The sequence below is a fragment of the Mycobacterium intracellulare ATCC 13950 genome (genome assembly GCF_000277125.1).
GTDB lineage: Bacteria > Actinomycetota > Actinomycetes > Mycobacteriales > Mycobacteriaceae > Mycobacterium > Mycobacterium intracellulare.
In genome coordinates this window covers 5059794-5082584 of record NC_016946.1, presented here as the reverse complement: position 1 = coordinate 5082584, position 22791 = coordinate 5059794, and the positions used below count along the sequence as shown (strand labels likewise).

Genomic DNA, 22791 nt, shown 5'->3' with positions numbered 1-22791 from the left:
CGCGATTCGACTCACCGTCAGTGTTTCGGGCGCCTGCTCGACGATGACGCCGGGTGCCGCCGGCTCGACGGCCTCCTGCGCACAAGTGCCCCGACGGGCGCGCCGTTGCAGTACCGTCACCCTCGTCTGCGTCGAGAACCGCTGGGAGTCCCGCCATGTTGCTCAACCCCAATCACCTGCAACGCCAGTACCCGGACCGCCGCTCGGCGGAGATCATGGCCGCCACGGTCGACTTCTTCGAGTCCCGGGGCAAGGCGCGGTTGAAGTCTGACGACCACGAAAGGGTCTGGTACTCCGAGTTTTTGGACCACATCGGTCGGGAGCGCATCTTCGCGTCGCTGCTGACGCCGTCGGCCTACGGTGCCCCCGACTGCCGCTGGGACACCTACCGGATCAGCGCGTTCGCCGAGATCGTCGGCTTCTACGGGCTCAACTACTGGTACCCCTTCCAGGTCACCGCCCTGGGTTTGGGCCCGATCTGGATGAGCGCCAACTCCGACGCCAAGCGCAAGGCCGCCGGGTTGCTCGAGGCCGGCGAGGTGTTCGCGTTCGGCCTGTCGGAGCAGACGCACGGCGCCGACGTCTACCAGACCGACATGAACCTGACGCCCTCCGGCGGGGGCTGGGTCGCCAATGGGGAGAAGTACTACATCGGCAACGCCAACGTGGCCCGGATGGTCTCCACCTTCGGCAAGTTCGCCGGCGCCTCGAAGAACGACGCCGAGTACGTGTTCTTCGCCGCCGACTCCCAGCACGAGCGCTATCAGCTGATCAAGAACGTGGTGAACTCGCAGAACTACGTCGCCAATTACGCGCTGCGCGACTACCCGGTGACCGAGGCCGACATCCTGCACCGCGGCCCCGAGGCGTTCCACGCCGCGCTCAACACCGTCAACGTCTGCAAGTACAACCTCGGATGGGGCGCGGTCGGCATGTGTACCCACGCGATGTACGAGGCGGTCACCCACGCGTCCAATCGCATCCTGTACGGGACCGTCGTCACCGACTTCACGCATGTGCGGCGGCTGCTCACCGACGCGTATGCGCGGCTGGTCGCGATGCGGCTGGTCGCCACCCGCGCCTGCGACTACATGCGCAGCGCGTCAACCGACGACCGCCGCTACCTGCTGTACAGCCCGCTCACCAAGGCCAAGATCACCAGCGAGGGCGAGCGCGTCATCACCGCGCTGTGGGACGTCATCGCCGCCAAGGGCGTGGAGAAGGACACCATCTTCGAGGCCATGGCCCGCGAAATCGGCCTGCTGCCCCGGCTGGAGGGCACCGTCCACATCAACATCGGGCTGCTGGGCAAGTTCATGCCCAACTTCCTGTTCGCCCCCAACGACGCGCTGCCGTCGATCGGCCGCCGGGATGACGCCGCCGACGACACCTTCCTGTTCGCGCAGGGCCCTACGGGCGGCCTGGGCAAGGTGCGCTTCCACGACTGGCGCGCGCCGTTCGAGAGCTTCGGCCACCTGCCCAACGTCGCGCTGCTGCGCTCGCAGGTCGACGTGCTGGCCGAGATGCTGGCCAGCGCCACCCCGGATGCCGCGCAGCAGAAGGACATCGACTTCGCGTTCGCCGTCGGTCAGCTGTTCGCCACGGTGCCCTACGCCCAGCTCATCTTGGAGGAGGCCGGGCTCTCGGGTGTCGACGAGGGATTGCTCGACGAGATCTTCGCCGTGCTGGTCCGCGACTTCAACGCCTACGCCGTGGAGCTGAGCGACAAGCCCGCGACGACGGACGCCCAGGCGCGTTACGCGATGCGGATGATCCGCCGCCCGGTCCACGACCCCTCGCGGTACGCGCAGATCTGGAAGGAGCACGTCCTTCCGCTCAGCGGCGCCTACCAGATGCGCCCCTAGGTTCGTTGCCTTCGGCGCCCGGGCGTGACTGTGCAGTCGCGCCGGGGGCCGAACGTGACTCTGCCGTCACGGTCGGCAAGCAAACCCCCGCCTGAAGTTCGCTCGCCGAGCGCCCGGTCGGCCGGGCGCTGGGATTCGCGTGCCCAGGCCGCCGGGCACTCGGCAAGGCGGCTGGACGCGACCCCTTGACTGTGACGCAGGTCACCGTAATATGACCAGTGGTCATCGAAGCGAGGAGCCAGCATTGCCGACGGTCACCTGGGCGCGCGTCGACCCCGCTCGTCGCGCCGCGATCATCGAAGCCGCGGAGGCGGAATTCGGGGCGCACGGCTTCTCCCGTGGCAGCCTCAACGTCATCGCGCGCCGCGCGGGCGTCGCCAAGGGCAGCCTGTTCCAGTACTTCGCCGACAAGCGCGACCTGTACGCGTTCATCGCCGACATCGCCAGCCAGCGGGTGCGGGCCTACATGGAGGGCCGCATCCGCGAACTCGACCCGAGCCGGCCCTTCTTCGAGTTCCTGACCGACTGGCTCGACGCCTGGGTGGCCTACTTTGCCGACCACCCGCACGAGCGCGCACTGCACGCCGCGGCGACCCTCGAAGTCGACACCGAGGCCCGCGTCAGCGTGCAGAACGTCATCCACCGCCACTACCTGGAAGTGATGCGCCCGCTGGTCCGCGACGCGCACCTGCGCGGCGACCTGCGCGCCGAGTCGGACACCGACGCGCTGTTGTCGTTGCTGCTGTTGATCTTTCCGCACCTGGCGCTGGCGCCCTACATGCGCGGGCTGGACCCGATCCTCGGGCTCGACGAGCCCACCCCCGAGCAGCCGGCGCTGGCCGTGCGCAGGCTCGTCGGCGTGCTGGCCGCGGCATTCTCGGCGGACTCCTCCGTCAACTCAGCCCCCCAACGATCTGAGGAGGTCTCATGAATCGAACCCGAATCGCCTCGATGGCCGAGGGCGGTCTCAACTGGGATAGCTTGCCGCTCAAGCTGTTTGCGGGCGGCAACGCGAAATTCTGGAATCCGGCCGACATTGATTTCTCCCGCGACCGGGAGGACTGGGAACGCCTCACCGAGGACGAACGCAGCTATGCGACGCGGTTGTGCGCCGAGTTCATCGCCGGCGAGGAATCGGTGACCCAGGACATCCAGCCGTTCATGGCCGCGATGCGGGCCGAAGGCCGGCTGGGTGACGAGATGTACCTGACGCAGTTCGCCTTCGAGGAAGCCAAGCACGTCCAGGTGTTCCGCATGTGGCTCGACGCCGTCGGCATCACCGAGGACCTGCACTACTTCCTCGACGACGTCCCGACCTACCGCACCATCTTCTACGAGGAACTGCCGGCGTGTCTGAACGCGCTGACGCTCGATCCGTCGCCGGCCGCCCAGGTGCGGGCGTCGGTGACCTACAACCACATGGTCGAAGGCATGTTGGCGCTGACCGGCTACTTCGGCTGGCACAAGATCTGCGTGGAACGCGGCATCCTGCCCGGCATGCAGGAGCTGGTCCGGCGGATCGGCGACGACGAGCGCCGCCACATGGCGTGGGGCACTTTCACCTGCCGTCGCCACGTGGCCGCCGACGACGCCAACTGGGGCGTCTTCGAAACGCGCATGAACGAACTCATGCCGCTCGGGCTGCGGCTGATCGAGGAGGGCTTCGCCCTCTACGACCCGATGCCGTTCGGCCTGTCGGTCGACGAGTTCATGCAGTACGCCTCCGACAAGGGGATGCGGCGGTTCGGCACCATCTCCAGCGCCCGCGGCCGGCCGCTCGGCGAGATCGACCTGGACTACTCGCCGCTGCAGCTCGAGGACACGTTCGCCGACGAGGACGAAAAGGCGCTGGCGGGCGCGTCGGCCTAGCAGCTCACTCGACCTTGTCGTCGCCCGACGAGGAGCCGCTTTCGGATTCGCCGACCCAGACGGTCTTGGCGTTGACGAACGCGCGGATGCCCAGGCCCGCGAGTTCGCGTCCGTAGCCGGACCGTTTGACGCCGCCGAACCCCAGCTCGGGGTAGGACACCGTCATCCCGTTGATGAAGACCTGGCCGGCCTCGATGTCGTCGATGAAGCGCTGCTGCTCGGCCTCGTCGTTGGTCCAGGCGTTGGACCCCAGGCCGAACGTGGTGGCGTTGGCGATCTCGATGGCCTCGTCGATGTCGGCCGCCCGGTACATCGACGCGACGGGGCCGAACACCTCCTCGGTGTAGAGGGCCATGTCCTTGGTGATGTCGGTCACCACCGTGGGCGGGTAGAACCACCCCGGCCCGTCGATGGGCTTTCCGCCGAGGCGGATGGTGGCGCCCGCGGCGGCGGCGTCGTCGACCTGCTTGGCGATCTCGTCGCGGCCGGACTCGGTGGCCAGCGGGCCCACGTCGGTGTCGGGGTCGGTCGGGTCGCCGACGGTGAGCGCCTGCATGCGCTCGGTGAACTTGTCGACGAACGCGTCGTAGATGTCGGTGTGGACGATGAACCGCTTTGCGGCGATGCAGGATTGGCCGTTGTTCTGCACCCGTGCGGTGACCGCGGTCTTGGCGGCCTCGTCCAGGTCCGCCGAGGGCATCACGATGAACGGGTCGCTGCCGCCGAGCTCGAGCACCGTCGGCTTGATCTCGTCGCCGGCGATGGCCGCCACCGATTGGCCGGCCGGCTCGCTACCGGTCAGGGTGGCCGCCGCGACGCGCGGGTCGCGCAGGATGCGCTCGACGGCGCCCGAGGAGACCAGCAGGGTCTGGAAGCAGCCCTCGGGGAAGCCCCCGCGGGTGATGACGTCGGAAAGGTACAGCGCGCTCTGGGGGACGTTCGAGGCGTGCTTGAGGATCCCGACGTTGCCGGCCATCAGCGCCGGGGCGGCGAACCGCACGGCCTGCCACAGCGGGAAGTTCCAGGGCATCACCGCCAGCACGACGCCGAGCGGTTGATAGCGGATGTAGGCCTTCTTCGCGCCCACCGCCTTGGCGTCGGCCGGCTCGTCGGCGAGCAGCTGCTCGGCGTGCTCGGCGTAGTACCGAAAACCCTTGGCGCACTTCAACACCTCGGCCTTGGCCGATTTCAGGGTCTTGCCCATCTCCAGCGTCATCATGGCGGCGACGTCGTCGGCCTCCGCTTCCAGCAGGTCGGCGGTGGCGTTTGCCCACCCCGCGCGCTGGGCAAACGTGGTGTTGTGGCGGTAGTCGAGGAAGCGTTCGTAGGCACGGGCGATCGCGGCATCGACTTCTTGATCGGTGGCCGGGGTGAAGGTTTTCACCGTCTCGCCGGTAGCCGGGTTAATGGTGGCGATGGGCACCTGGCCCTCCTTCATCGGATGAGTAGCTGAAAAGTCCAACACCCACCCTGCCACTATCGTTCCTTCAAGGGAGGTGCCGGATGAGCAGAGCCGCCGAGTTGATCGTCAAGTGCCTGGAAAACGAGGGCGTTTCCGTCGTGTTCGGGGTGCCCGGCGAGGAGAACATCCGATTCGTGCAGGCCCTGGCGGCGTCGCCCATCCGCTACGTGCTCACCCGGCACGAGCAGGCCGCGTCCTTCATGGCCGAGATGTACGGCCGGGTCACCGGCCGGGCGGCGGTGGTGTCGGCCACCCTGGGGCCCGGCGCGATCAACATGCAGCTCGGCGTCGCCGACGCCACCACCAACAGCACCCCGCTGGTCGCCATCTCCGCGCAGGTGGGCCACGACCGGGAGTTCAAGGAGTCACACCAATACGTCGACCTGGTGTCGATGTTCGCCCCGATCACCCGGTGGGCGGCCGGCATCCCGACCCCGCGCGCCATCCCGGAGATGGTGCGCAAGGCGTTCAAGCTCGCCGAGTCCGAACGCCCGGCCGCGGTCTATCTCGCGGTGCCCGAGCACATCGACGCCGACGAGAAGGATTACGACCTGGGGCCGTTGCCGCGCAACGTCGTGCGCCCCGACGCTCCGGCGCCCCGCCAGGTGGAACGCGCCGTCGCAATCCTGCGCAACGCCAAGCGCCCGGTGGTGCTGGCCGGGCACGGCGCCGCGCGCGCCGACGCCACCAAAGCCCTGGTGCGCTTCTCCGACGAGTTCGGCATCCAGGTGGCCAACACCTTCCACGGCAAGGGCGTCATGCCCGACGACCACCGCAACAGCATCGGCACGCTGGGCTTCATGCGGCACGACTACGTCAACTTCGGGTTCGACAACGCCGACGTCGTCATCGCCGTCGGCTACGAGTTGCAGGAATTCGACCCGGTCCGCATCAACCCCCAGGCCGACAAGAAGATCATCCACATTCACCGGTTCCCCGCCGAGGTCGACGCGCACTACTCGGTCGACGTGGGGATCATCGGGGACATCAGCGATTCGCTGAACGCCCTCACCGACGCGCTCTCCGGTCACAGCTTCAGCCACGCCGCCGACGTGCCCGGGTCGGGCCTGCTCGCCGAGGAATTCGCCCGGGGGCAACAGGATTCGCGCTACCCGCTGGCGCCGGCGCGGGTGGTCGCCGACACCCGCGCGGCGCTGGGCCGCAGCGACGTCGTCCTGGTCGACACCGGCGCCACCAAGATGTGGATGGCCCGGCTCTACCCGACGTATGAAAAGAACACCTGCCTGATCTCAAACGGCCTGTCCACCATGAGCTTCGCCCTTCCCGGGGCGCTCGGCGTCAAGCTGGCGCAGCCGGAGTCCAAGGTGCTGGCCGTCGTCGGCGACGGCGCGTTCCTGATGAACTCGCAGGAGATCGAGACCGCCGTGCGCGAGCGGATACCGCTGGTCGTGCTGATCTGGGAGGACGGCGGGTACGGCCTCATCGAATGGAAGATGGATCTCGAGCTCGGGGCGCACTACTACGTGAAATTCAACAACCCGGACGTGGTGACGTACGCGGAAAGCTTCGGCGCCAAGGGATATCGGATCACTCATGCCGACGAACTGCTCCCGACGCTGCGCGCCGCGCTCGACGACGAGGGCGTCTCGTTGATCAGCTGCCCGGTCGACTACTCGGAGAACCTGCGGCTGACCGACCGGCTCGGCGAGCTGGACGAAACGCTGTGATTCGGGAATCCATTGCCGATGACCGAGCGTGATCGCGACGAATCGGGCCGGCCCCGCAGCGCCCGACCCCGCGACGCCCTGGGCCGGCCCCTGCCGCCGGGCAGCGAAGGCGTTCCACGCATTCCGGACGACCTGGCGCTGGCGCCGGTCGAGACGCTGGCGTACGCCCAGGATCTGCTGGACCGAGGCCTCGCCTTCAACGCCCATGAGGTGCTCGAGGCCGCCTGGAAGAACGGACCGGCCGACGAGCAGGCCCTGTGGCAAGGCCTGACGCAGCTCGCGGTGGGGATCACCCACGCGCAGCGTGGCAACGTCAAGGGTGCGACCACGCTGCTCAGCCGTGCCCGCGCCCATCTGGCGCAGCAGGATCGGCCGGCGCCGCACGCGGTTGATGCGGCCGGGCTGGTGGACTTCGCCGATGCGCTGATCGACGCCCTCGCCGCCGGGGCGGATATCACCGCGCCGCGGCTACGGCCCCGCCTGACGGCCTGAAATGGCAGGTGCTCCAACGGGATCGGCGCGTCCCGCTACCAGTCTTGTTGATTCTCCAACAGCGTGACCCGGCGAAGTTCCACAACGAACCACAAGGTTGCGGCGACGGTGGCGAGTAGCGCGATGATCGCCACCGTGCTGAGCCATTCGTAATGCTGGTAGGCGGCGACGGCCAAGCTGGCGATGATGCCGCACAATGCGACCCCCAGCAGAATGAACCCGGGCCAAAAGAAGTTGTCCTTCATCGTGAGACCGGCGCGCGGATGCGCCGTCCGATGACGATCGGTCGGGTCGTGATGTGTGTCTCCCATGGTTCCCTCTCGTCGGTCAATTCCGCAGTGACTCGGCAACTTTGGGGAAGCCGATATCACGGGGAACGTAGACGTCGAACAGCAGGATCGCGCCGATCGTCGTCACGAGCCAGACCATGACCGTCGCGGCGAGCCACGATGCGCCGCCGTAGATGCTGAGTCCGTGCGTCGACACCGAAGCCAGGCTCATCGCGCCGATGGTCAGGGTCAGCCCGGTGCAGCCCAGCAGCAGCGACGCGTATCCATGGGGCAATTTCAAGATCTTCACCGACAGGGTCGTCTGCGTTACCGAGAAGAACACCACGGCGACGATGAGGCCCGATGCCGTCAGCACAACGTGGGGAACGGTCCTCGCCGCCAGCGCCAGCCCGATGGTCCAGGTGGCCGACCGCGCGGCGGTCCGGAGCACAAAGTGCTTCACGACACCGGGCGCTTTACCACGGCGATATCGCATCGTGGTCGGCGATGCGCGCGGGTAGCCTGATCGTCGAACCGATGGATGTGGGCGGCGCTGGTGGGCAAGGTGACCATGGCGGCTCCTGAAAACTAACAGATAAGTAATTAAACTTTAGAAATTATTCGCTGTAACGTCAAGACTCTTGTGATTTAGAAGTGGGCGCGATGGACCAACTGCAACGCGATGCCGCCGGAATCGGCGCCCTCGCCGACCCCGTGCGCTACGAGCTGTATCAGTTTGTGTGTTCGCAGCCCGGACCGGTGAGCCGCGATCAGGCGGCCGAAGTGGTGGGAATCGCCCGGCACCAGGCGAAGTTTCATCTCGACCGGCTGACGGACGAAGGCCTGCTGGAATGTGACTACGCCCGGTTGACCGGCCGGACCGGCCCGGGAGCGGGGCGCACCTCGAAGCTGTACCGACGTGTCCGTCGCGACATCGCCGTGAGTTTGCCGCAACGTCAGTACGAGTTGGCCGGGCGGCTGATGGGCCGGGCCATCGTCCAATCCCAGCAGAGCGGCGCGCCCGTCGTAGAGGTGTTGCACCGCAACGCCCACGACTACGGCCGGAGCATCGCGGAGAGCGCGCTGAGCGCGGCCCGCCGGCGGCCGGCCGACGCGCGTGCGGCGCTGAAACTGGTGGCACGCTTGTTGCGGGAGTATGGCTATGAACCGGGTCACGACGACGACGGCGTGTACCTGGTCAACTGCCCGTTCCATGCGCTGGCTCAGGAACAGACCGAATTGGCCTGCGGCATGAACCACGCGCTGATCAACGGGATGGTCGACGCGATGACCCCGCGTTGCCTGGATGCCCGGCTGCAGCCGACGCCGGGCCGGTGCTGTGTGGTGGTCGCAGCAAGCGCTGACTAGCTCACGGCGCTGCCGCGTGCCAAACCCGTTGCTTCAGTGGGCCATTCAGGCACCGCCGGCGTCCGCCGGGTACGTCACCCGCCCGCGCTCGTCGACGACGGGTGTGGCGCCCCATTGCCCGAGTCGATGCTCACGCGGCGTGGATCCGCTGATGAGGTGCCATACCGTCCAGCCCTGGGCGACAAGGCTGTTCGCGATCAATTGCCGATGGCATCGCCACGGCACGGGCTCACCGCACATGATCGCCACGCGGTGGGAGCGGGCGAGCGTGATCAGTTCCGCCAGGCCGCGCTGGTATTCGTCGGTGAGGGTGTAATCGGCGTAATTCTTGAAGCTGGCGTTCTGCCAGCCCGCGTTGATGGTGGGGTCGACGCTTTGCCGGCCGCGTCGTCCCCCGAGCGCGGGAAGGTGGAGGTAGCCGATGCCGGCGTCGCCGAGCCAGCGCGCCATCTCCGCACTGCCGAACTGGGGATTGCGTCGCGAGCCGGGCTGGGCGCGCACGTCGACGAGCAGGTCGATGCGGGCCTGATCGAGGGGTTCCAGGAAGGTGGGCACCGGGCATGTCCAATGCCCGATCGTCCAGATCTCGCCGTCGTCGCTCATGGTGGTGTCGCGGCGTGTCCTAGTCGATCTTCTCCAGGGCGTCGCCCTTGTGCATCGCGACGTGGTCGGTTTTGTCGCTTCTGATCTCGTATTGCGGGTCGTCTTTCGTGCAGTGCCGTTTGTGGCCCTTGTACTCGGTGTCGCGGGTGTGCTTCTTGACCACGATGCCGCTGACGTGACCGGCTTCCGAATTCCATCGGACGTGGTCCCCGACCTCGAACTGTTTGGCCACCGTGCGCCTCCTTCGCGTGCGTTGTGGTTCGCTCCGTGGGTTCCCCCACCACTGCGACGAGTAACCGTGCGCGTGGTCGAATGGGCGCATGCTGTTTCGTCAGCTGGAGTACTTCGTCGCGCTCGCGCAAGAGCGCCACTTCGCGCGCGCCGCGCGGGCGTGCTACGTGTCGCAGCCCGCGCTGTCGGAGGCCATCCGCAAGCTCGAATCCGAACTCAACGTCCCGCTGGTGCGGCGGGGGCAGCGGTTCGAAGGCCTCACCCCCGAAGGCGAGCGGCTGGTGCCCTGGGCGCGGCGCATCCTGGCCGACCGCGACTCGCTCAAACGGGAGGTCACCGCGCTGCAGGCCGGGCTGACCGGTGAGTTGCGGCTGGGGGTGGTCCCGGCCGCATCGACCACCGTTGCGCTGCTTACGGATCCGTTCTGTGCCGCGCATCCCCTGGTGCGGGTCCGGCTCGAGGTCAATCTGCGTTCGGCCGGCATCGTCGAACGCGTCCGCAAGTTCGAATTGGACGCGGGCATCCTCTATCCGGACCAACAGGACACGGCCGACCTGCTGGTCACGCCGCTCTACCACGAACAGCCGGTGCTCATCGCCGCCGCCGAGCTGCTGGGCGGCGAGTCGGACACCATCGCGTGGTCGGATGCCGTGCAGCTGCCGCTGTGCCTGCTCACCCAGGGCATGCGCGGGCGCCGGGTCATCGACGACGCGTTGGCCACCCACGGCCTCGAGGTGACACCGCAGCTGGAAACCGACTCCGTGGCAGCGTTGTTCGCGCACGTGCGCACCGGCCGGTGGGCGAGCATCGTGCCCCAACCGTGGATCCACACCCTGGGCATCCCCGCCGGGGCCAGCGTGCTGCGACTGCGCCGGCCCTCGGTCACCGCGCTGATCGCGTTGGTCACCAACCGGGCCGAGCCGGGTTCGTTGCTGGCGCGGGCGTTGCGGCGGACCGCGCGCGAGGCCCGCATCGGCGCCACGCTCTCCGAGCGGTCCTAGCCCCCGTCTCCACTGATCGGCGTCGCCTATCAGCCAGTCGGAATCGCGTCTTGGACAGCCCGTGGCCGCGCCGTGAGACTGGGGTTGATCGCCAGTTAAGGAGAATTCAATGGCCAAGTGTGTGATGGTGCTTTATCCCGACCCCGTCGACGGATACCCGCCGGCCTACGCGCGCGACAGCATCCCGACGATCCACGGATATCCCGACGGCAGCACCGTGCCGACTCCGTCAACGATCGATTTCACGCCCGGTGAGTTGCTTGGCTGCGTGTCGGGCGCCCTCGGGCTGCGCAAGTTTTTCGAAGACGCGGGCCACGAACTGGTGGTGACGTCGGACAAGGACGGACCCGACTCGGAGTTCGAACGCGCGTTGCCCGACGCCGAAATCGTGATCTCGCAACCGTTTTGGCCGGCCTACCTGACCAAGGAGCGCATCGCCAAGGCGCCCAAGCTCAAGCTGGCCCTGACCGCCGGCATCGGCTCGGACCACGTGGATCTGGATGCGGCCAAGGAGCGCGGGATCACCGTGGCGGAAGTGACCTACAGCAACAGCATCAGCGTCGCCGAGCACGCGGTGATGCAGATCCTGGCACTGGTCCGCAATTTCGTCCCGTCCCACCGGTGGGCCGTCGAGGGCGGCTGGAACATCGCCGACTGCGTCGAGCGCGCCTACGACCTCGAGGGCATGGACGTGGGTGTGATCGCCGCCGGACGGATCGGGCGTGCGGTGCTGCGCCGGTTGGCGCCGTTCGACGTCAACCTGCACTACACCGACACCCGCCGGTTGGCACCGGAGGTCGAAAAGGAACTGAACGTGACGTTCCATCCCACGGTGCAGGAGCTGGTGCGGGCGGTCGACGTGGTCTCGATCCACTCGCCGCTGTACGCGGACACCCGCGCGATGTTCGACGAGAAGCTGATCTCGACGATGCGGCGTGGCTCCTACATCGTCAACACCGCCCGCGCCGAGGAGACCGTCCCGGAAGCGATCGCCGACGCGCTGCGCAGCGGGCAACTCGGCGGTTACGCCGGCGACGTGTGGTACCCGCAGCCCCCGCCGGTCGCCCATCCGTGGCGGACGATGCCGAATAACGCGATGACGCCGCATGTTTCGGGGACGACCCTGTCGGCGCAGGCGCGCTACGCGGCCGGCACCCGGGAGATCCTGGAAAGCTGGTTCGCCGGCACGCCGATCCGTCCGGAGTACCTGATCGTCGAGGGCGGCAGGCTCGCGGGCACCGGGGCGCTGTCCTACCAGAAGTAGTCGCGGGCATCGGCCAGTTGGCGCTCAGCCCCCGCCTTTGCCCTTGCTCTCTTCGAGCTGCCCGGGGCAGTAGGCCTTCGCCGATATCGTGGCGAATTGGGCGGCGCCGTTGGTGGTCAGGGCGGGGTTGTTGTCGCGGATGTCGGTGAGGAGTTGCAGGCCGGATACGCCGCGAGTGATCATGCCGCACACCGACTTTCCCGCGGCGACGGCCTGGCCGGGGTCCTTGAAGCTGATCCCGACGGTGTGGAGGTCGGACAGGAAGGATCCGTTGTTGTCATCGGCGGGTGCCTCGTCCTCGCCCGGCGTGGCGTGTGCGGGTGCCGCGAGCGTGATGCCCAGCGATACGGTGAGAAGCGCGAGCAGCCGTGTCATGGAGCCTCCTTCGGTGTGGTTATCCCAGCTGGGATTCGGGGTGTGCGGCGGCGGGCGTCGGTTCGTCGTTGACGTGCACGGCGTGCACGCCGGGTGTGGTTCTGAGTTGGGCGACCAGGTCGTCGAGGCCGGCCTCGTCGACGTTCCAGTGCTGCACCTGGTCGGGCATTTCTTGTAGTTGGGCGATGATGCGGTCGAGTTTGACCGGTTGGGTGCGGCGCTGGCCGGCGATCGCGCGGGTCTGGATCCCGGTGGTGGTGTTGATGACGCGGGCGGCGGGGCCGCCGAGTGCACCGCCGGCCAGGCTGCCCAGGGTGGCGTCGTTGACCAGCTCGGCCGGGAAACCCGCCGCGGCGGCCGCGGCCGCGCTGGTGGCCGGCAGTGCGGTGGAGGCCAGCCGGATGGCGGGGGCGGCGGTGGCCCAGCTCGAGGGCACCGACAGCTTTCCCACGGTCGGCGCGGTGCCCAGCACCGCCGATACGGGACGCACCGGGACGCCGGCGCCAAGGCCTCCGGGGGAGGCCAGACCCGCGCCCAGCGACGCTTTGGGCAAGCCGGCGCTCCAGGGGGCGTAGACGAAGGCCCCCTTCCATTCCGAGACGCCCAGGCCGCCACTGGCGCCGACGACGTTGGTCCAGGTGGCCTGCCCGCCGACGCCCTTGACGCTGGAAAACAGCGCCTCCCACAGCGGCGCGACCTCCTTACTGCCGGTCATGCCCTCGATCAGCTTCTGCCACGATTGGGTGTATCCCGTGGTAAGCGAGTTGACGTAGTCCTGCAGCTGTTGCATCCACGAGGACGACGAGCTCGACGCCGCGGCGGCCGTGGTGCTCGCCTGAGCCGCCGACCCGGTGTCCTTGCTGACAGCGGGTGCCTGCTCGAACGGCGCCAGCTCCCCGGCGGACTGGGAGGCGGCGGCGTAGCCGAACATCGCGGTGACGTCTTGGGACCACATCTGGGCGTATTCGGCTTCGGTGGCCGCGATCGCCGCGCCGTTTTGCCCCAACAGGTTGGTCGCCTGCAGCGCTGCCAGCTGGGTGCGGTTGTCGGCGATCAGCGCGGGCGGGACGACGGAGGCCAGCGCGGCCTCATAGGCACTGGCCGCGGCCTGGGCTTGGGCGGCAGTCTGCTCAGCGAGGCCCGCCGTGGTCGAGATCCAGTTCACGTACGGTGCCGCGGCGGACGCCATGGAGTCCGACGACGGGCCCTGCCAGTCCTCGCCGATGAGTTCGGAGATCGCCGCGCCGTACGAGGATGCGGTGGAATGCAATTCGGCGGCCAGCGCCTGCCATGCGGCGGCCGCCGACAGCATGGGCGCCGCGCCGGGGCCGGCGTAGAGCTGGGTGGAGATGACCTCTGGTGGGAGCGCTGCGAAATCGGTGAAAACCATGGCGGTGCCTTTCCTTATTTCGGGTTCGGCGGGATCACGATGACCGTGGAGGTGGTGGCGATGTCATCAACGGCCACCGCCCCGGGCACCCGGACCGCCGGCCCGGCCACCGCGCGGGTGGCGCTGCTCCCGACGGCGCGTCCGGCCAGGCTCGACAGGGCGGTGGGGCCGAGCAGGCCCTGGCCGGGGCTCATCGTCATCGCCGGTGCGGCGTCCAGCATCGTCTCGGGCAACTCGGCGGCCAGGGTCCTGATCGCGGGCGCGGCCGAGGCCCAGTTCGCGGGAACCGACAACGATCCGACGACACCGGCACGACCCACCGCCGCCGACACCGTTCCCGCACTCGGCGCCTGAAAGGAGGTGGAGCCGGTCAGCAGATCGCTGTGCAGCAACGGGGCCAGAACCCCATGGAGACCCTTGGGATGCAGTGTGGGGTCGACACTTTGAACGTTGCCGCCCATCGCCTTGGTGTTGAGCGCAAGCTGATAAAAACCCTTCCCCGCGTCTGCGACCCCAAGCGGCGAGTAGGGCCCGGTCAGGGTGCTGAGGAAGCTGTTGAAACTCTTCAGGCCCCCCGTGGCTTCCCCGAGACCGAGCGACACTCCCGGCGACGTCGTCGCCGTCGCCGTCGCCGCGGTTTGTGCCGCGGCCGGGGCCTGCGAGAGCGCCTGGGAGACCGCGGATTCCACGTTCGAACTCGCCGAGGACTGGGCAGCCGAGGCGACCGCGGCGGCCTGGTTGGTTTCCGCGCTGCCGTCGGTGGTCGTCGGCGGCGTGGTGAACGGGGCCAGTTGAGTCGCGGCCGCCGAGGAACCCGCATAGCCATACATCGCGGCCGCGTCTTGGGCCCACATCTCGGCGTACTGGGCCTCGGTGGCCGCGATGGCCGGGGTGTTTTGGCCCAGGATGTTGGTCGCGACCAGTGTCGCCAACAACGCCCGGTTGGCCGCGATCACCGGCGGCGGCACCGTGGCCGCGAAGACGGCCTCATACGCGCCCGCCGCCGCCTTCGCCTGACTGGCCGACTGCTCGGCCTGCGCGGCGCTGCCGATCAGCCACGCGACGTACGGCGCGGCCGCGGCCGCCATTGACGTCGACGAGGGGCCATTCCACGCGGTTCTCAGCTCTGCGACGACGGACCCGTAAGACGCTGCCGTGGCGCGTAATTCGGACGCTAATCCGTCCCAGGCGGCCGCGGCGGCCAACAACGGGGCCGGCCCGGGGCCTGAGTAGATCCTGCCGGAGTTGATCTCCGGCGGTAACGCTCCGAATTCCATTTGTTTCCTCCGCCTCCGGCCGCGAACACCACGGACCCCGCGCTCGTCCTTGCCGATAAGGTTGGTCTTCAACAACATTGAGCAACTTCGGTCGGCACCCGCCAGTGGATGCCAGTTGCTTGAAATGTTCGGGTGCTCAGAAGACTAGCCAGCTCTGCCCGAAGAGCTCGTGGCAAATGCAGGCCGACGCCGGGGGAACACCGCGTTCGAATGGCAAGGCCTGCAACGCAGCGGTTTGATTGGCAAGGCGCCGATAGCCCCGTCTACCTCGGGCGAATTCGTACACGTCCCAGAGTGAAAACACGATCAACACCCGGCAAACATGAGCGTGCCAGGGGGTTTCCTCAATAAAAATCTCACCATCCAAAATTCGCTGCCCCGCACCGGGCGCGGTCATCCGCGTGCGCTTGACCAGAGTCCACTGGCAACACGACGTCGCCGTCGCGGCCCGGAATCACCGGCGCAGCGACGACCGCGAATGTTGTTTCGCTCCACAGCCTCCGGTGCCTGAGCCGGCCGCCCCGGCGGCGTCAACCGATGCGAACACCACTACGTCGGCCTTGCCGCGCCCACTATCGCGGGGCGGTCTGGCCTCGTCATCAGAAGTCCCACCTCATGCGGGTCAGTGAGTTTCGGCGGCGGTGGCGGCAAAGCGACGATCCACCCAGTTGCCGAAGCGCGGTGCGGACTTGATCTGGCCCGCCGCCGCCAGTAGGTCGGTGAGGCGCTGTTCGGCGTCAATCACGGTGTCGTCGAGGGGGATCGGCTGTCGCAGAGTGCGCCCCTGCGCGACGGCGGCGACGGCGGGGTCGATGCCGGCGGACCCGGCGTACTGAGCGGCCCACTCCTGCGGGTGCTCGCGCGCCCAGACCGCGGCTCGGGTGTATCGCGCCAGCAGATCCGCCAGGGCGGTGTTCCGTTTGGCGTCGGCCAGCGTTTGGTCGGAGGCGATCCCGAACGAGTACTTGTACTTGCGTGTGACCAGGCCCCGCACCGGGAGTTGCTGTTCGGCCTGCGCGGTATAGGGATCCCACACGGCCCACGCGTCGACCTGGCCATTGCGGAATCCCGACAGGGCGTCGGCCGGTTGCAGGAACACCAGGTGGACGTCGTCGGGTTTGAGTCCGGCCTTGTCGAGCTGATCAAGCACATTGGCGTGCGCCGAACTGCCCTTGGCCAGCGCGATGGTTTTGCCTCGCAGGTCGGTGACGGAGTGAATAGGCGAATCGGCGTGAACCAGAATCTGATCGCCGGGGCCCCCACCGTCGAATGCGGACACCACCTTGATGCGGGCGTTGGCGACCGCGCCGAAAATCGGTGGGGTGTCACCGGTGATGGCGAAATCGATCTTGCCGGCGGCGGCGGCCTCGACCATCGGTGGTCCCGAGGTGAAGGTGGAGAATTCGATCCGGTACGGAAGGTTCTGCAGCTCGCCGGCGGCCCTCAGCATGGCTTCGGTGCCAACGCTCTTTTGATCGCCGACCTTGAGAGTCAGGTCGGCCAGCTGTGACAGCGGAACTCGGTCCGGCACCGCGCCGGGGCCGGCGGCCTGTTGGCGGGAGACGCACGCCGGCAGCAGCAGAGCGATGGCAGCCAGCAGTAGCGCGGTATGGCGTCGTGTCGACATCGAGCTCCTCAGATCAGGACACCGAGCTGGCTGAGCACGTCGGTGCGGTACCCGGGACGGGGCCGGTTGGCACGGGATTCGCGCAGGCAAGGCTGCGGCGCTGTGGAAGGCGAGGCTATGGCAGATCGGTTGGGCGGACAACGGTTTGAATTTCCGTGAACGCAACCGCGCCTAGAGGAGGTTCACGCGGCCTTGCGTCGCGTCCTGGCCGATACGACCGGTGACGCCGAGATTGGCCTCAATTGGTGGTGGTAGGTGTCGACAACGTCATGGGCGGCGCATAGCCACCCACCAGGGCGCGATGCCACCACGCCCGGTCTCGGCGCAGCTCGGCCGGGGTGGTGAAGCGATACTGGTAGAGCTGGGCGCGCACAAACCGCGGCGGCGCATCCGGGAACGGGTTGTGGCGCAACAGACGCAGGGTCGGCCGGTCGTTGCGCAGCAGCCGCTGCAGGAACGGCCGCAGCCAGGGCTGCGCGTAGCCCGGCGAGATCGCGGCGAACCACATCAGCCAGTCCAGGCGCAGATGATAGGGGGCCCACTGTCGCGGCAGCCGGCGCGGCCCACCCGGCTTGCCTTTGAATTCGTATTCCCGCCAGACGGTCTGGTCGCTGAGCTGGTCATCGTCGGTGCCCTCGATCACCACCTCCCGACGGATCCGCCCGATGCTGCCGAAGGCCCCGTAGGTGTTCACCAAGTGAAATGAGTTGAACGACATGTTCATTCGCTGGCGCGACGACAACATGTTCCGAATCGGCCAGTAGCTCATGAACAGCACCGCCGCCGACACCGCGGCAACCAGGACCGCAAACCACGCGGGCGCCGCCGGGCCGTCGTGCGCCGGGACCAGCCCCCCGGGAAGCAGCGACGCGACCGACGCGTCGTCGATGGCGCTGCACGCCAACAGAATCGTCACCCAGTTCAGCCAGGCGAAGTTGCCCGACGCGACCAGCCACAGCTGCGTGATGACGATGATCGCCGCGGCCACGCTGGCCACCGGCTGCGGCGCGAACAATCCGAACGGCACGATCAGCTGCGCGAAATGGTTGCCCGCCACCTCGACCCGGTGCAGCGGTTTGGGTAGATGGTGGAAGAACCAGCTCAGCGGCCCGGGCATGGGCTGCGTCTCATGGTGGTAGTACAGACACGTCAGGTCGCGCCAGCACGGATCGCCGCGCATCTTGATCAGCCCCGCACCGAATTCGACTCGGAACAACAGCAATCGGACCATCCACAACGTCAGCACCGGGGGCGCCACGTCGTTGTTGCCGAGAAAGATCATCAAAAACCCGGTCTCGAGAAGCAACGACTCCCAACCGAACGAGTACCAGGTCTGCCCGACGTTCACGATCGACAGATAGAGCACCCACAGCACGAGCCACATCGCCATCGCGGCCCACAGCGGCGCCGCGTCGGCCACGCCGGCGGCGACGGCCGCCGACAGTGCCGCGCCGAACCAGGCGACCGCCGCGAACAGCCGATCGGAGTAGCGCAGATGAAAGATGCTCGGCGTGCGCCAAAACGACTGCGCCGCCACAAACCGGGGAATGGGCAGCATCCCGTGTTCGCCGATGAGTGCGCGGAATTGCGCGGCCGCCGCGACGAACGCCAGCAGATAGATCGCCGCGGCGCCGCGCTCGAGGACCAGTCTGCCCACCCAGTATTCGGGCGCGGAAAACCAGGTCATGGCGCTCACTCCCCGATCGGCGGCTGTCGCACCGACCGCATATCCAGTCAATCAGCCGATAAACGGGGGTAGCCACTACGCGCCAAAACTATTCGGCACTATTCGTCGCCGGGCCGGCGCTCCCGGTCGGGCATGACGATCACCGAGGCGGTCAGCACCGCGAGCGAAACCAGCGCCAGCAGTTGGACGTTCGCCGAATGACCCGCGTAGCCGTCCGCCGAGCGCCAGGGCTGGCGCGACAACGCCGCCCCGGCCACAATCAGCCCGCCGGCGCTGCCCACCAGGGCGAGGCGTTCCCAGCGCCGGGCGCGCAGCGCGTAGCGCAACCCCAGGGCGGCGCCCATCACGACGACGCCGCCGGCGCCGGCGATCAGCGCCCCGGCGGCCAGCGCCGGGACCGCCGCCCATGCCCCGGGCCGCCATGGTTGCGTGGGGGCGCCCGCGTCGCGGGTTCGGGTGCGCCAGAACGCCAGCAGCGCCAGCAGCGGCAACAAGGCCAGTCCCACCACCAGTCCCGCGCCGTAGAGCGGGTTGGAGGCGAACGTCAGCGTGATGGTGCCGGGGTCGCCCGCGGGGACCACCCACCCCTGCTGCCAGCCGTTGACGGCGATCGGCGTCAGCCGGGCCCCGCTGCCGGTGCGCGCCACCCAGCCGGGGTTGATGCTTTCCGGGATGACCATCACCCGGGGGGTGGCCGACGGGGGAGCCTGGACCTCGCGCCGGGCCGGTCCCCATGCCCGCCAGGACGAAAGACGTTCGGCCCGCGCGCTTTCGGGGGCCCGCGAGGTCGACAGTTGGGCCCCGTCGACGACGAACTGCGCCCCCGGGCTGATCAGCAGCTCCTGGTCGCCGGCGGGCAGCGCGATCGGATCGCGGTCGCACGGCACCGCCGCCAGGGGCTGATCGTCCAGTATCGCCCCGACGGTGGTGTGGATCGCGGTGTGCACGAACCGGCCCGCGACCGCGATGACCGGGCCGCGATCGCACCCGAGGGAGATCTCCCGGCCGCGGTTGCGGGCGGCGTCGGCGGGCGCGATCGCGTTGCCGTCGGCGCCGAGCGCGGCCACCTCGGCCAGCCCGGGCGGCTTGAGCTGGTCGAAGCCCAACGCGTTGCGGTCGATGACGTCGTCCCAGTCCAGCAGGCTGAGCGTCACCGTGTCGGTCACCCGGGGCTTCAGCGCGAGCGTCTGCGCCCCGCCTGAATCGGCCTTGACCGCCGCCACTTGCGGGCCGTCACCGAGGTTGACGGCCACCATCGTCGGACGCACGGGCAGCGCCGCCCGGCTGGGCACCAGCCGCAACCCGGTGACCTCGGTGGGTCGAGGCAGCCTCAGCGTCAGCGTCGGCGGGGTCTTGTGCTGCACCACCCGCTGCGGCGCCGTCCAGGCGGTGGCCGGGTCGCCGTCGGTGCCCGCGTAGGCCGAGCCCAGCACATCGACTGCATCCGAATCACCCTGGGCGACAGTCGCATTGGGCTCGGCGATCAGGGCGGCCAGCTTCGGGCCCTGCCGGGGCCGCACCCACACCGTCGGGGTCACCAACACCGGCGCCGGCACGGTCAACGTCCGGCTGAAGTTGACCGGCTCCTCCGGGGTCAGCGCCATCGACGGCGCGCAGCGCACGGTGTCGGGCGCCGGGGCGCAGCCGGGCCTGCCGAGCAGTTCCGAGCCCAGGTCCCACCCTGCGATCGGGGCGCCGGGGGGCGGCCCGGGCACCCGCACGGTGTGCCGCAGGTCGACCTGGTGGGCGAACCCGGACGCGTCGTACTGGGTGATCGTCAGGTCGGTGATGCCGAATTGCACGCCGGCGGACCCGTCATCGGTGCCCGCGGCGGTGATCCGCACCCACGGCGTTTCACCGTAGGGGAGCGCCGCGGCGAGCGGCTTGCCCGGTTCGTCGAACCGCAGCGTGGTGCTGCCGGTGGCGGTTTCGATCAGGATGCGGCGGACCTGGGCGCCGACGGCGGTTGCACTGGGGGTCAACGTGATTGCCGCATTCGTCACGGGGTGGTCGAAATCGATCCGCATCCACTGGCCGACGGCGGCCTGCAGCGAGTTGGACACCCAGGCGGTCGCGGAGTCCCCGTCGATCGCGGCGGCCGGGGAGGTCGCCGGGGCGACGTCGGGCATGGCGGTGGAATCCGACGACGAGCTCGACACGGTGATCCGCCCGCCGGTCCACGCGCCGGCCACCGGCTCCGCGCCCGGGACGGGATAGTCCGGCACCCGGTTGTAGGTGTGCCGCGCGTCGCCGGGGGCCCGGATCGCCGACGAATGTTGGTCCACCCGACCGTAATCCGTCTCCCGGGCGACCGGGGTGTCGGTGACGGTCACGCCGGCTCCCGGCGCCAGCGGCAGCCCGGCGGCGCCCGCGTCGGCGGTCAGCAGCGCCGGGCCGAGTGGCGGCTGGCCCAGCAGCCGCCGCCGTTCGTCCAGGCGCAGCAACGCTTCCGGGCCGCCGTCGACGCGGGCCAGCCGGTCGGCGTCGACGAGGTAGGGCGTGGCGGGGTCGCTGACGTCACCGCCGCCGGTGACCCGGTAGATCTCGACCGCTGGGTAGCGCGGCCGCAACCCGCTGTCGGCGACGAAGCCGGACAGCGTGCCGGGCCCCACCGGGGCGCCGAACTGCGCCACCTTCCGCAGCCCCGGCGAGCCGTCCACGGCGCGGTGCACCAGGATCGGGCGCGCCGAGCGCGACGTGTCGGGATCCAGGTCGTTGCGCACCGCAAGGTAGGAAATGCCTTGGCGCGCAAGGGTATCGGCCAATCCCGCCGAGGGCCGGCCGGCGGCGAACAGGCGCTGAACCGAATCCAGCGCCCGGATGGTCTGCGGCGGGGTCAGCGGGATCGAATCGCGCACCCCCCACGGGCTGCTGCCCAGCACCTGCAGCGGCTCGTCGTGGCTGGTGCCCCACACCTGCGTGGCGAACGGCGCCCCCGGCACGACGAGCACCCGCCCGGGTGTGGGGGCGCCCGTGTTGTGCTCGGTGAGCCAGTCGGCGGCCTCATGCCAATACGGCGGGATGGCGGTGAACGTCCCCGGCGGCGCCAGCCGACCGGTCCACGCCAGCGAGGTGCTGACCATCAGCGCCGTCAGGACCACCATCGCGGCCGCCACCCGCCTGTCGCGCTCCGGGTGGGCGAACGCGCGCAGCCACACCGGCGTCGGGGCGGCGCCCGGCAGCGGTATCCGGCCCAGCAGGTGGGCGATGCCCAGCGCCACCGGGATGCCGATCACCGACCCCAGCTTGTGCACGTTGCGCAACGGGGCGCCGCCGGCGTCCAGGAAGGCCTGCACCGCGTGCGCCACCGGAGAGCCCAGCCCGCCGCTGTAGCCGACGGCCATCAAGACCGCCCCGACCAACAGCATCGTGACCAGGCGGCCACGCGCCGGCATGGCGGCCGAGGCCAGCCCCGCCAGCCCGGCCGCGGCGACCAGGCAGGTGCCCAGGATGGCCGCCGACCCCGTCACCAGCGGGGCGCCCGCGGTGGCGTTGGGCGCCACGTACGGGGTCCAGCTGTCGGTCCCGCGCAACATCTCGGTCAGTGACGACCATTGCGTTGTCACGCCGGAGGATTCGATGAAGTCCAGGAACGGCGGGCTGATGGCGCGCAGCATCACCAGCGCCACCACCCACCACAGCGTGGCTAGCAGCAGCGCCAGCAGCCACCACCCGGTGTAACGCCACCACCGCCGGTTCGGTCGGTGGCATGCCCACCAGATCACCGCGGGCAGGCAGCCGGCCAGTGTCGCGATGGCGTTGACCGCGCCCATCAGCGCGACGGCCAGGCCCGCCCGGGCGGCCAGCGCTCGCACGGACCGATCCGTCGACGCCCGCAACGCGAGGATCGTGGGCAGCAACACCCAGGGCGCCAGCATCATCGGCAAGGTTTCCGACGAGATCGATCCGAGGGTGGTCAGCACCCGCGGCGACAGCGCGAACGCGACCGCGGCGATCACCCGCGACGCCGGGCTGCCGATCCGCAGCGCCTCGGCGACGCGCATCAGCCCCCAGAAGCCCGCTGTGAGCAGCAGCGCCCACCACAGCCGCTGAGTGATCCAGCCGGGCACGCCCAGCGCGTGACCGATCAGGAAAAAGGTGCCGTGCGGAAACAGGTAGCCGTAGGCCTGATTCTGCGCCTGCCCGAACGGCAGCTCGCTGTTCCACAGGTTGGTCGCGCGCGCCAAAAATCGCAGGGGGTTGGCGGTCAGGTCGAGTTTCGTGTCGGGGGAGATCCGCCCCGGCGACTGGGCGAACGTCAACGCCAGCGCGATCGCGCCGACCAACCACAACCAGCGGCGCGACACAGCCGACGAAGTGAGG

Annotated in this window: 19 protein-coding genes; 8 read left to right on the top strand and 11 right to left on the bottom strand. The window is 69.0% G+C overall.

The features are described 5' to 3' along the window. Nucleotides 1-155 precede the first annotated feature (155 nt). The 3 genes from OCU_RS48500 (at nucleotide 156) to OCU_RS48490 (ending at nucleotide 3734) form a co-directional block, all read left to right on the top strand. Complete coding sequence (locus OCU_RS48500) at nucleotides 156-1865, top strand: acyl-CoA dehydrogenase (RefSeq protein ID WP_009957642.1); 1710 nt, start codon at nucleotides 156-158, stop codon at nucleotides 1863-1865. A 244-nt stretch (nucleotides 1866-2109) separates the two neighbouring features. Continuing rightward, nucleotides 2110-2796 (top strand): TetR/AcrR family transcriptional regulator, encoded by a 687-nt coding sequence (locus tag OCU_RS48495; RefSeq protein ID WP_009957643.1) that lies wholly within the window; start codon nucleotides 2110-2112, stop codon nucleotides 2794-2796. Beyond that, nucleotides 2793-3734, top strand: a complete 942-nt coding sequence (locus tag OCU_RS48490; RefSeq protein WP_009957644.1) for a R2-like ligand-binding oxidase — start codon at nucleotides 2793-2795, stop codon at nucleotides 3732-3734. Before OCU_RS48495 ends, OCU_RS48490 begins: the two co-directional genes overlap by 4 nt. A 4-nt stretch (nucleotides 3735-3738) precedes the next feature. Here OCU_RS48490 and OCU_RS48485 read toward each other — a convergent pair whose 3' ends face one another. Next, nucleotides 3739-5157 carry an NADP-dependent succinic semialdehyde dehydrogenase gene (locus tag OCU_RS48485; protein WP_026071133.1) on the bottom strand — a complete coding sequence of 473 codons (1419 nt, stop codon included), beginning with the start codon at nucleotides 5155-5157 and terminating at the stop codon, nucleotides 3739-3741. A gap of 80 nt (nucleotides 5158-5237) precedes the next feature. Between OCU_RS48485 and OCU_RS48480 the strand changes: the two genes are divergently transcribed. Together OCU_RS48480 and OCU_RS48475 are read left to right on the top strand one after the other, a co-directional pair. After that, nucleotides 5238-6884 carry an acetolactate synthase large subunit gene (locus OCU_RS48480; protein WP_009957646.1) on the top strand — a complete coding sequence of 549 codons (1647 nt, stop codon included), beginning with the start codon at nucleotides 5238-5240 and terminating at the stop codon, nucleotides 6882-6884. Between the two features lie 18 nt (nucleotides 6885-6902). Continuing rightward, nucleotides 6903-7376 carry a DUF309 domain-containing protein gene (locus OCU_RS48475; protein WP_014381404.1) on the top strand — a complete coding sequence of 158 codons (474 nt, stop codon included), beginning with the start codon at nucleotides 6903-6905 and terminating at the stop codon, nucleotides 7374-7376. 35 nt (nucleotides 7377-7411) lie between these two features. Here OCU_RS48475 and usfY read toward each other — a convergent pair whose 3' ends face one another. Then, on the bottom strand, nucleotides 7412-7687 hold the full coding sequence (usfY, locus tag OCU_RS48470) for a protein UsfY (RefSeq protein ID WP_225336761.1): 276 nt from the start codon (nucleotides 7685-7687) through the stop codon (nucleotides 7412-7414). A 16-nt stretch (nucleotides 7688-7703) separates the two neighbouring features. Then, nucleotides 7704-8141, bottom strand: coding sequence for a hypothetical protein (locus OCU_RS48465; protein ID WP_225331558.1), 438 nt, complete (start codon nucleotides 8139-8141; stop codon nucleotides 7704-7706). 167 nt (nucleotides 8142-8308) lie between these two features. Between OCU_RS48465 and OCU_RS48460 the strand changes: the two genes are divergently transcribed. Then, nucleotides 8309-9013 (top strand): helix-turn-helix transcriptional regulator, encoded by a 705-nt coding sequence (locus OCU_RS48460; protein ID WP_041787125.1) that lies wholly within the window; start codon nucleotides 8309-8311, stop codon nucleotides 9011-9013. Nucleotides 9014-9058: 45 nt separating this feature from the next. Here the strand turns inward: OCU_RS48460 and OCU_RS48455 are convergent, their stop codons facing one another. Together OCU_RS48455 and OCU_RS48450 are read right to left on the bottom strand one after the other, a co-directional pair. Continuing rightward, complete coding sequence (locus OCU_RS48455) at nucleotides 9059-9616, bottom strand: DUF488 domain-containing protein (protein WP_014381401.1); 558 nt, start codon at nucleotides 9614-9616, stop codon at nucleotides 9059-9061. Nucleotides 9617-9635: 19 nt separating this feature from the next. Then, a complete protein-coding gene (locus tag OCU_RS48450; protein WP_014381400.1) occupies nucleotides 9636-9848 on the bottom strand; it encodes a hypervirulence associated TUDOR domain-containing protein in 213 nt (70 codons plus the stop codon). 88 nt (nucleotides 9849-9936) lie between these two features. Between OCU_RS48450 and OCU_RS48445 the strand changes: the two genes are divergently transcribed. Continuing rightward, on the top strand, nucleotides 9937-10848 hold the full coding sequence (locus OCU_RS48445) for a LysR family transcriptional regulator (protein ID WP_008261812.1): 912 nt from the start codon (nucleotides 9937-9939) through the stop codon (nucleotides 10846-10848). 109 nt (nucleotides 10849-10957) lie between these two features. Continuing rightward, complete coding sequence (locus tag OCU_RS48440) at nucleotides 10958-12112, top strand: NAD-dependent formate dehydrogenase (RefSeq protein WP_009957650.1); 1155 nt, start codon at nucleotides 10958-10960, stop codon at nucleotides 12110-12112. Between the two features lie 24 nt (nucleotides 12113-12136). Here OCU_RS48440 and OCU_RS48435 read toward each other — a convergent pair whose 3' ends face one another. From OCU_RS48435 to OCU_RS48410, 6 genes are all read right to left on the bottom strand, one after another. Next, on the bottom strand, nucleotides 12137-12487 hold the full coding sequence (locus OCU_RS48435; RefSeq protein WP_009957651.1) for a DUF732 domain-containing protein: 351 nt from the start codon (nucleotides 12485-12487) through the stop codon (nucleotides 12137-12139). 19 nt (nucleotides 12488-12506) lie between these two features. Next, nucleotides 12507-13877: a PPE family protein gene (locus tag OCU_RS48430; protein ID WP_014381399.1), complete on the bottom strand. Its 1371-nt coding sequence runs from the start codon at nucleotides 13875-13877 to the stop codon at nucleotides 12507-12509. Nucleotides 13878-13891: 14 nt separating this feature from the next. Continuing rightward, a complete protein-coding gene (locus tag OCU_RS48425) occupies nucleotides 13892-15154 on the bottom strand; it encodes a PPE family protein (protein WP_014381398.1) in 1263 nt (420 codons plus the stop codon). Between the two features lie 622 nt (nucleotides 15155-15776). Beyond that, complete coding sequence (locus OCU_RS48420) at nucleotides 15777-16781, bottom strand: ABC transporter substrate-binding protein (protein ID WP_008261807.1); 1005 nt, start codon at nucleotides 16779-16781, stop codon at nucleotides 15777-15779. Nucleotides 16782-17019: 238 nt separating this feature from the next. Next, entirely contained in the window at nucleotides 17020-18468 is a 1449-nt protein-coding gene (locus OCU_RS48415) for a lipase maturation factor family protein (RefSeq protein WP_026071135.1), read from the bottom strand. Nucleotides 18469-18566: 98 nt separating this feature from the next. Continuing rightward, entirely contained in the window at nucleotides 18567-22775 is a 4209-nt protein-coding gene (locus OCU_RS48410) for a DUF3367 domain-containing protein (protein WP_014381397.1), read from the bottom strand. Between the last annotated feature and the right edge of the window lie 16 nt (nucleotides 22776-22791).

Bases quoted from the DNA above. Each gene is read 5' to 3' on its own strand.
- OCU_RS48445 (WP_008261812.1), top strand. From the start codon at position 9,937: ATGCTGTTTCGTCAGCTGGAGTACTTCGTCGCGCTCGCGCAAGAGCGC.
- OCU_RS48430 (WP_014381399.1), bottom strand. From the start codon at position 13,877: ATGGTTTTCACCGATTTCGCAGCGCTCCCACCAGAGGTCATCTCCACC.
- OCU_RS48500 (WP_009957642.1), top strand. From the start codon at position 156: ATGTTGCTCAACCCCAATCACCTGCAACGCCAGTACCCGGACCGCCGC.
- OCU_RS48480 (WP_009957646.1), top strand. From the start codon at position 5,238: ATGAGCAGAGCCGCCGAGTTGATCGTCAAGTGCCTGGAAAACGAGGGC.
- OCU_RS48420 (WP_008261807.1), bottom strand. From the start codon at position 16,781: ATGTCGACACGACGCCATACCGCGCTACTGCTGGCTGCCATCGCTCTG.
- OCU_RS48460 (WP_041787125.1), top strand. From the start codon at position 8,309: ATGGACCAACTGCAACGCGATGCCGCCGGAATCGGCGCCCTCGCCGAC.
- OCU_RS48475 (WP_014381404.1), top strand. From the start codon at position 6,903: ATGACCGAGCGTGATCGCGACGAATCGGGCCGGCCCCGCAGCGCCCGA.
- OCU_RS48465 (WP_225331558.1), bottom strand. From the start codon at position 8,141: ATGCGATATCGCCGTGGTAAAGCGCCCGGTGTCGTGAAGCACTTTGTG.
- OCU_RS48490 (WP_009957644.1), top strand. From the start codon at position 2,793: ATGAATCGAACCCGAATCGCCTCGATGGCCGAGGGCGGTCTCAACTGG.
- OCU_RS48415 (WP_026071135.1), bottom strand. From the start codon at position 18,468: ATGACCTGGTTTTCCGCGCCCGAATACTGGGTGGGCAGACTGGTCCTC.
- OCU_RS48440 (WP_009957650.1), top strand. From the start codon at position 10,958: ATGGCCAAGTGTGTGATGGTGCTTTATCCCGACCCCGTCGACGGATAC.
- OCU_RS48435 (WP_009957651.1), bottom strand. From the start codon at position 12,487: ATGACACGGCTGCTCGCGCTTCTCACCGTATCGCTGGGCATCACGCTC.
- OCU_RS48425 (WP_014381398.1), bottom strand. From the start codon at position 15,154: ATGGAATTCGGAGCGTTACCGCCGGAGATCAACTCCGGCAGGATCTAC.
- usfY (WP_225336761.1), bottom strand. From the start codon at position 7,687: ATGGGAGACACACATCACGACCCGACCGATCGTCATCGGACGGCGCAT.
- OCU_RS48455 (WP_014381401.1), bottom strand. From the start codon at position 9,616: ATGAGCGACGACGGCGAGATCTGGACGATCGGGCATTGGACATGCCCG.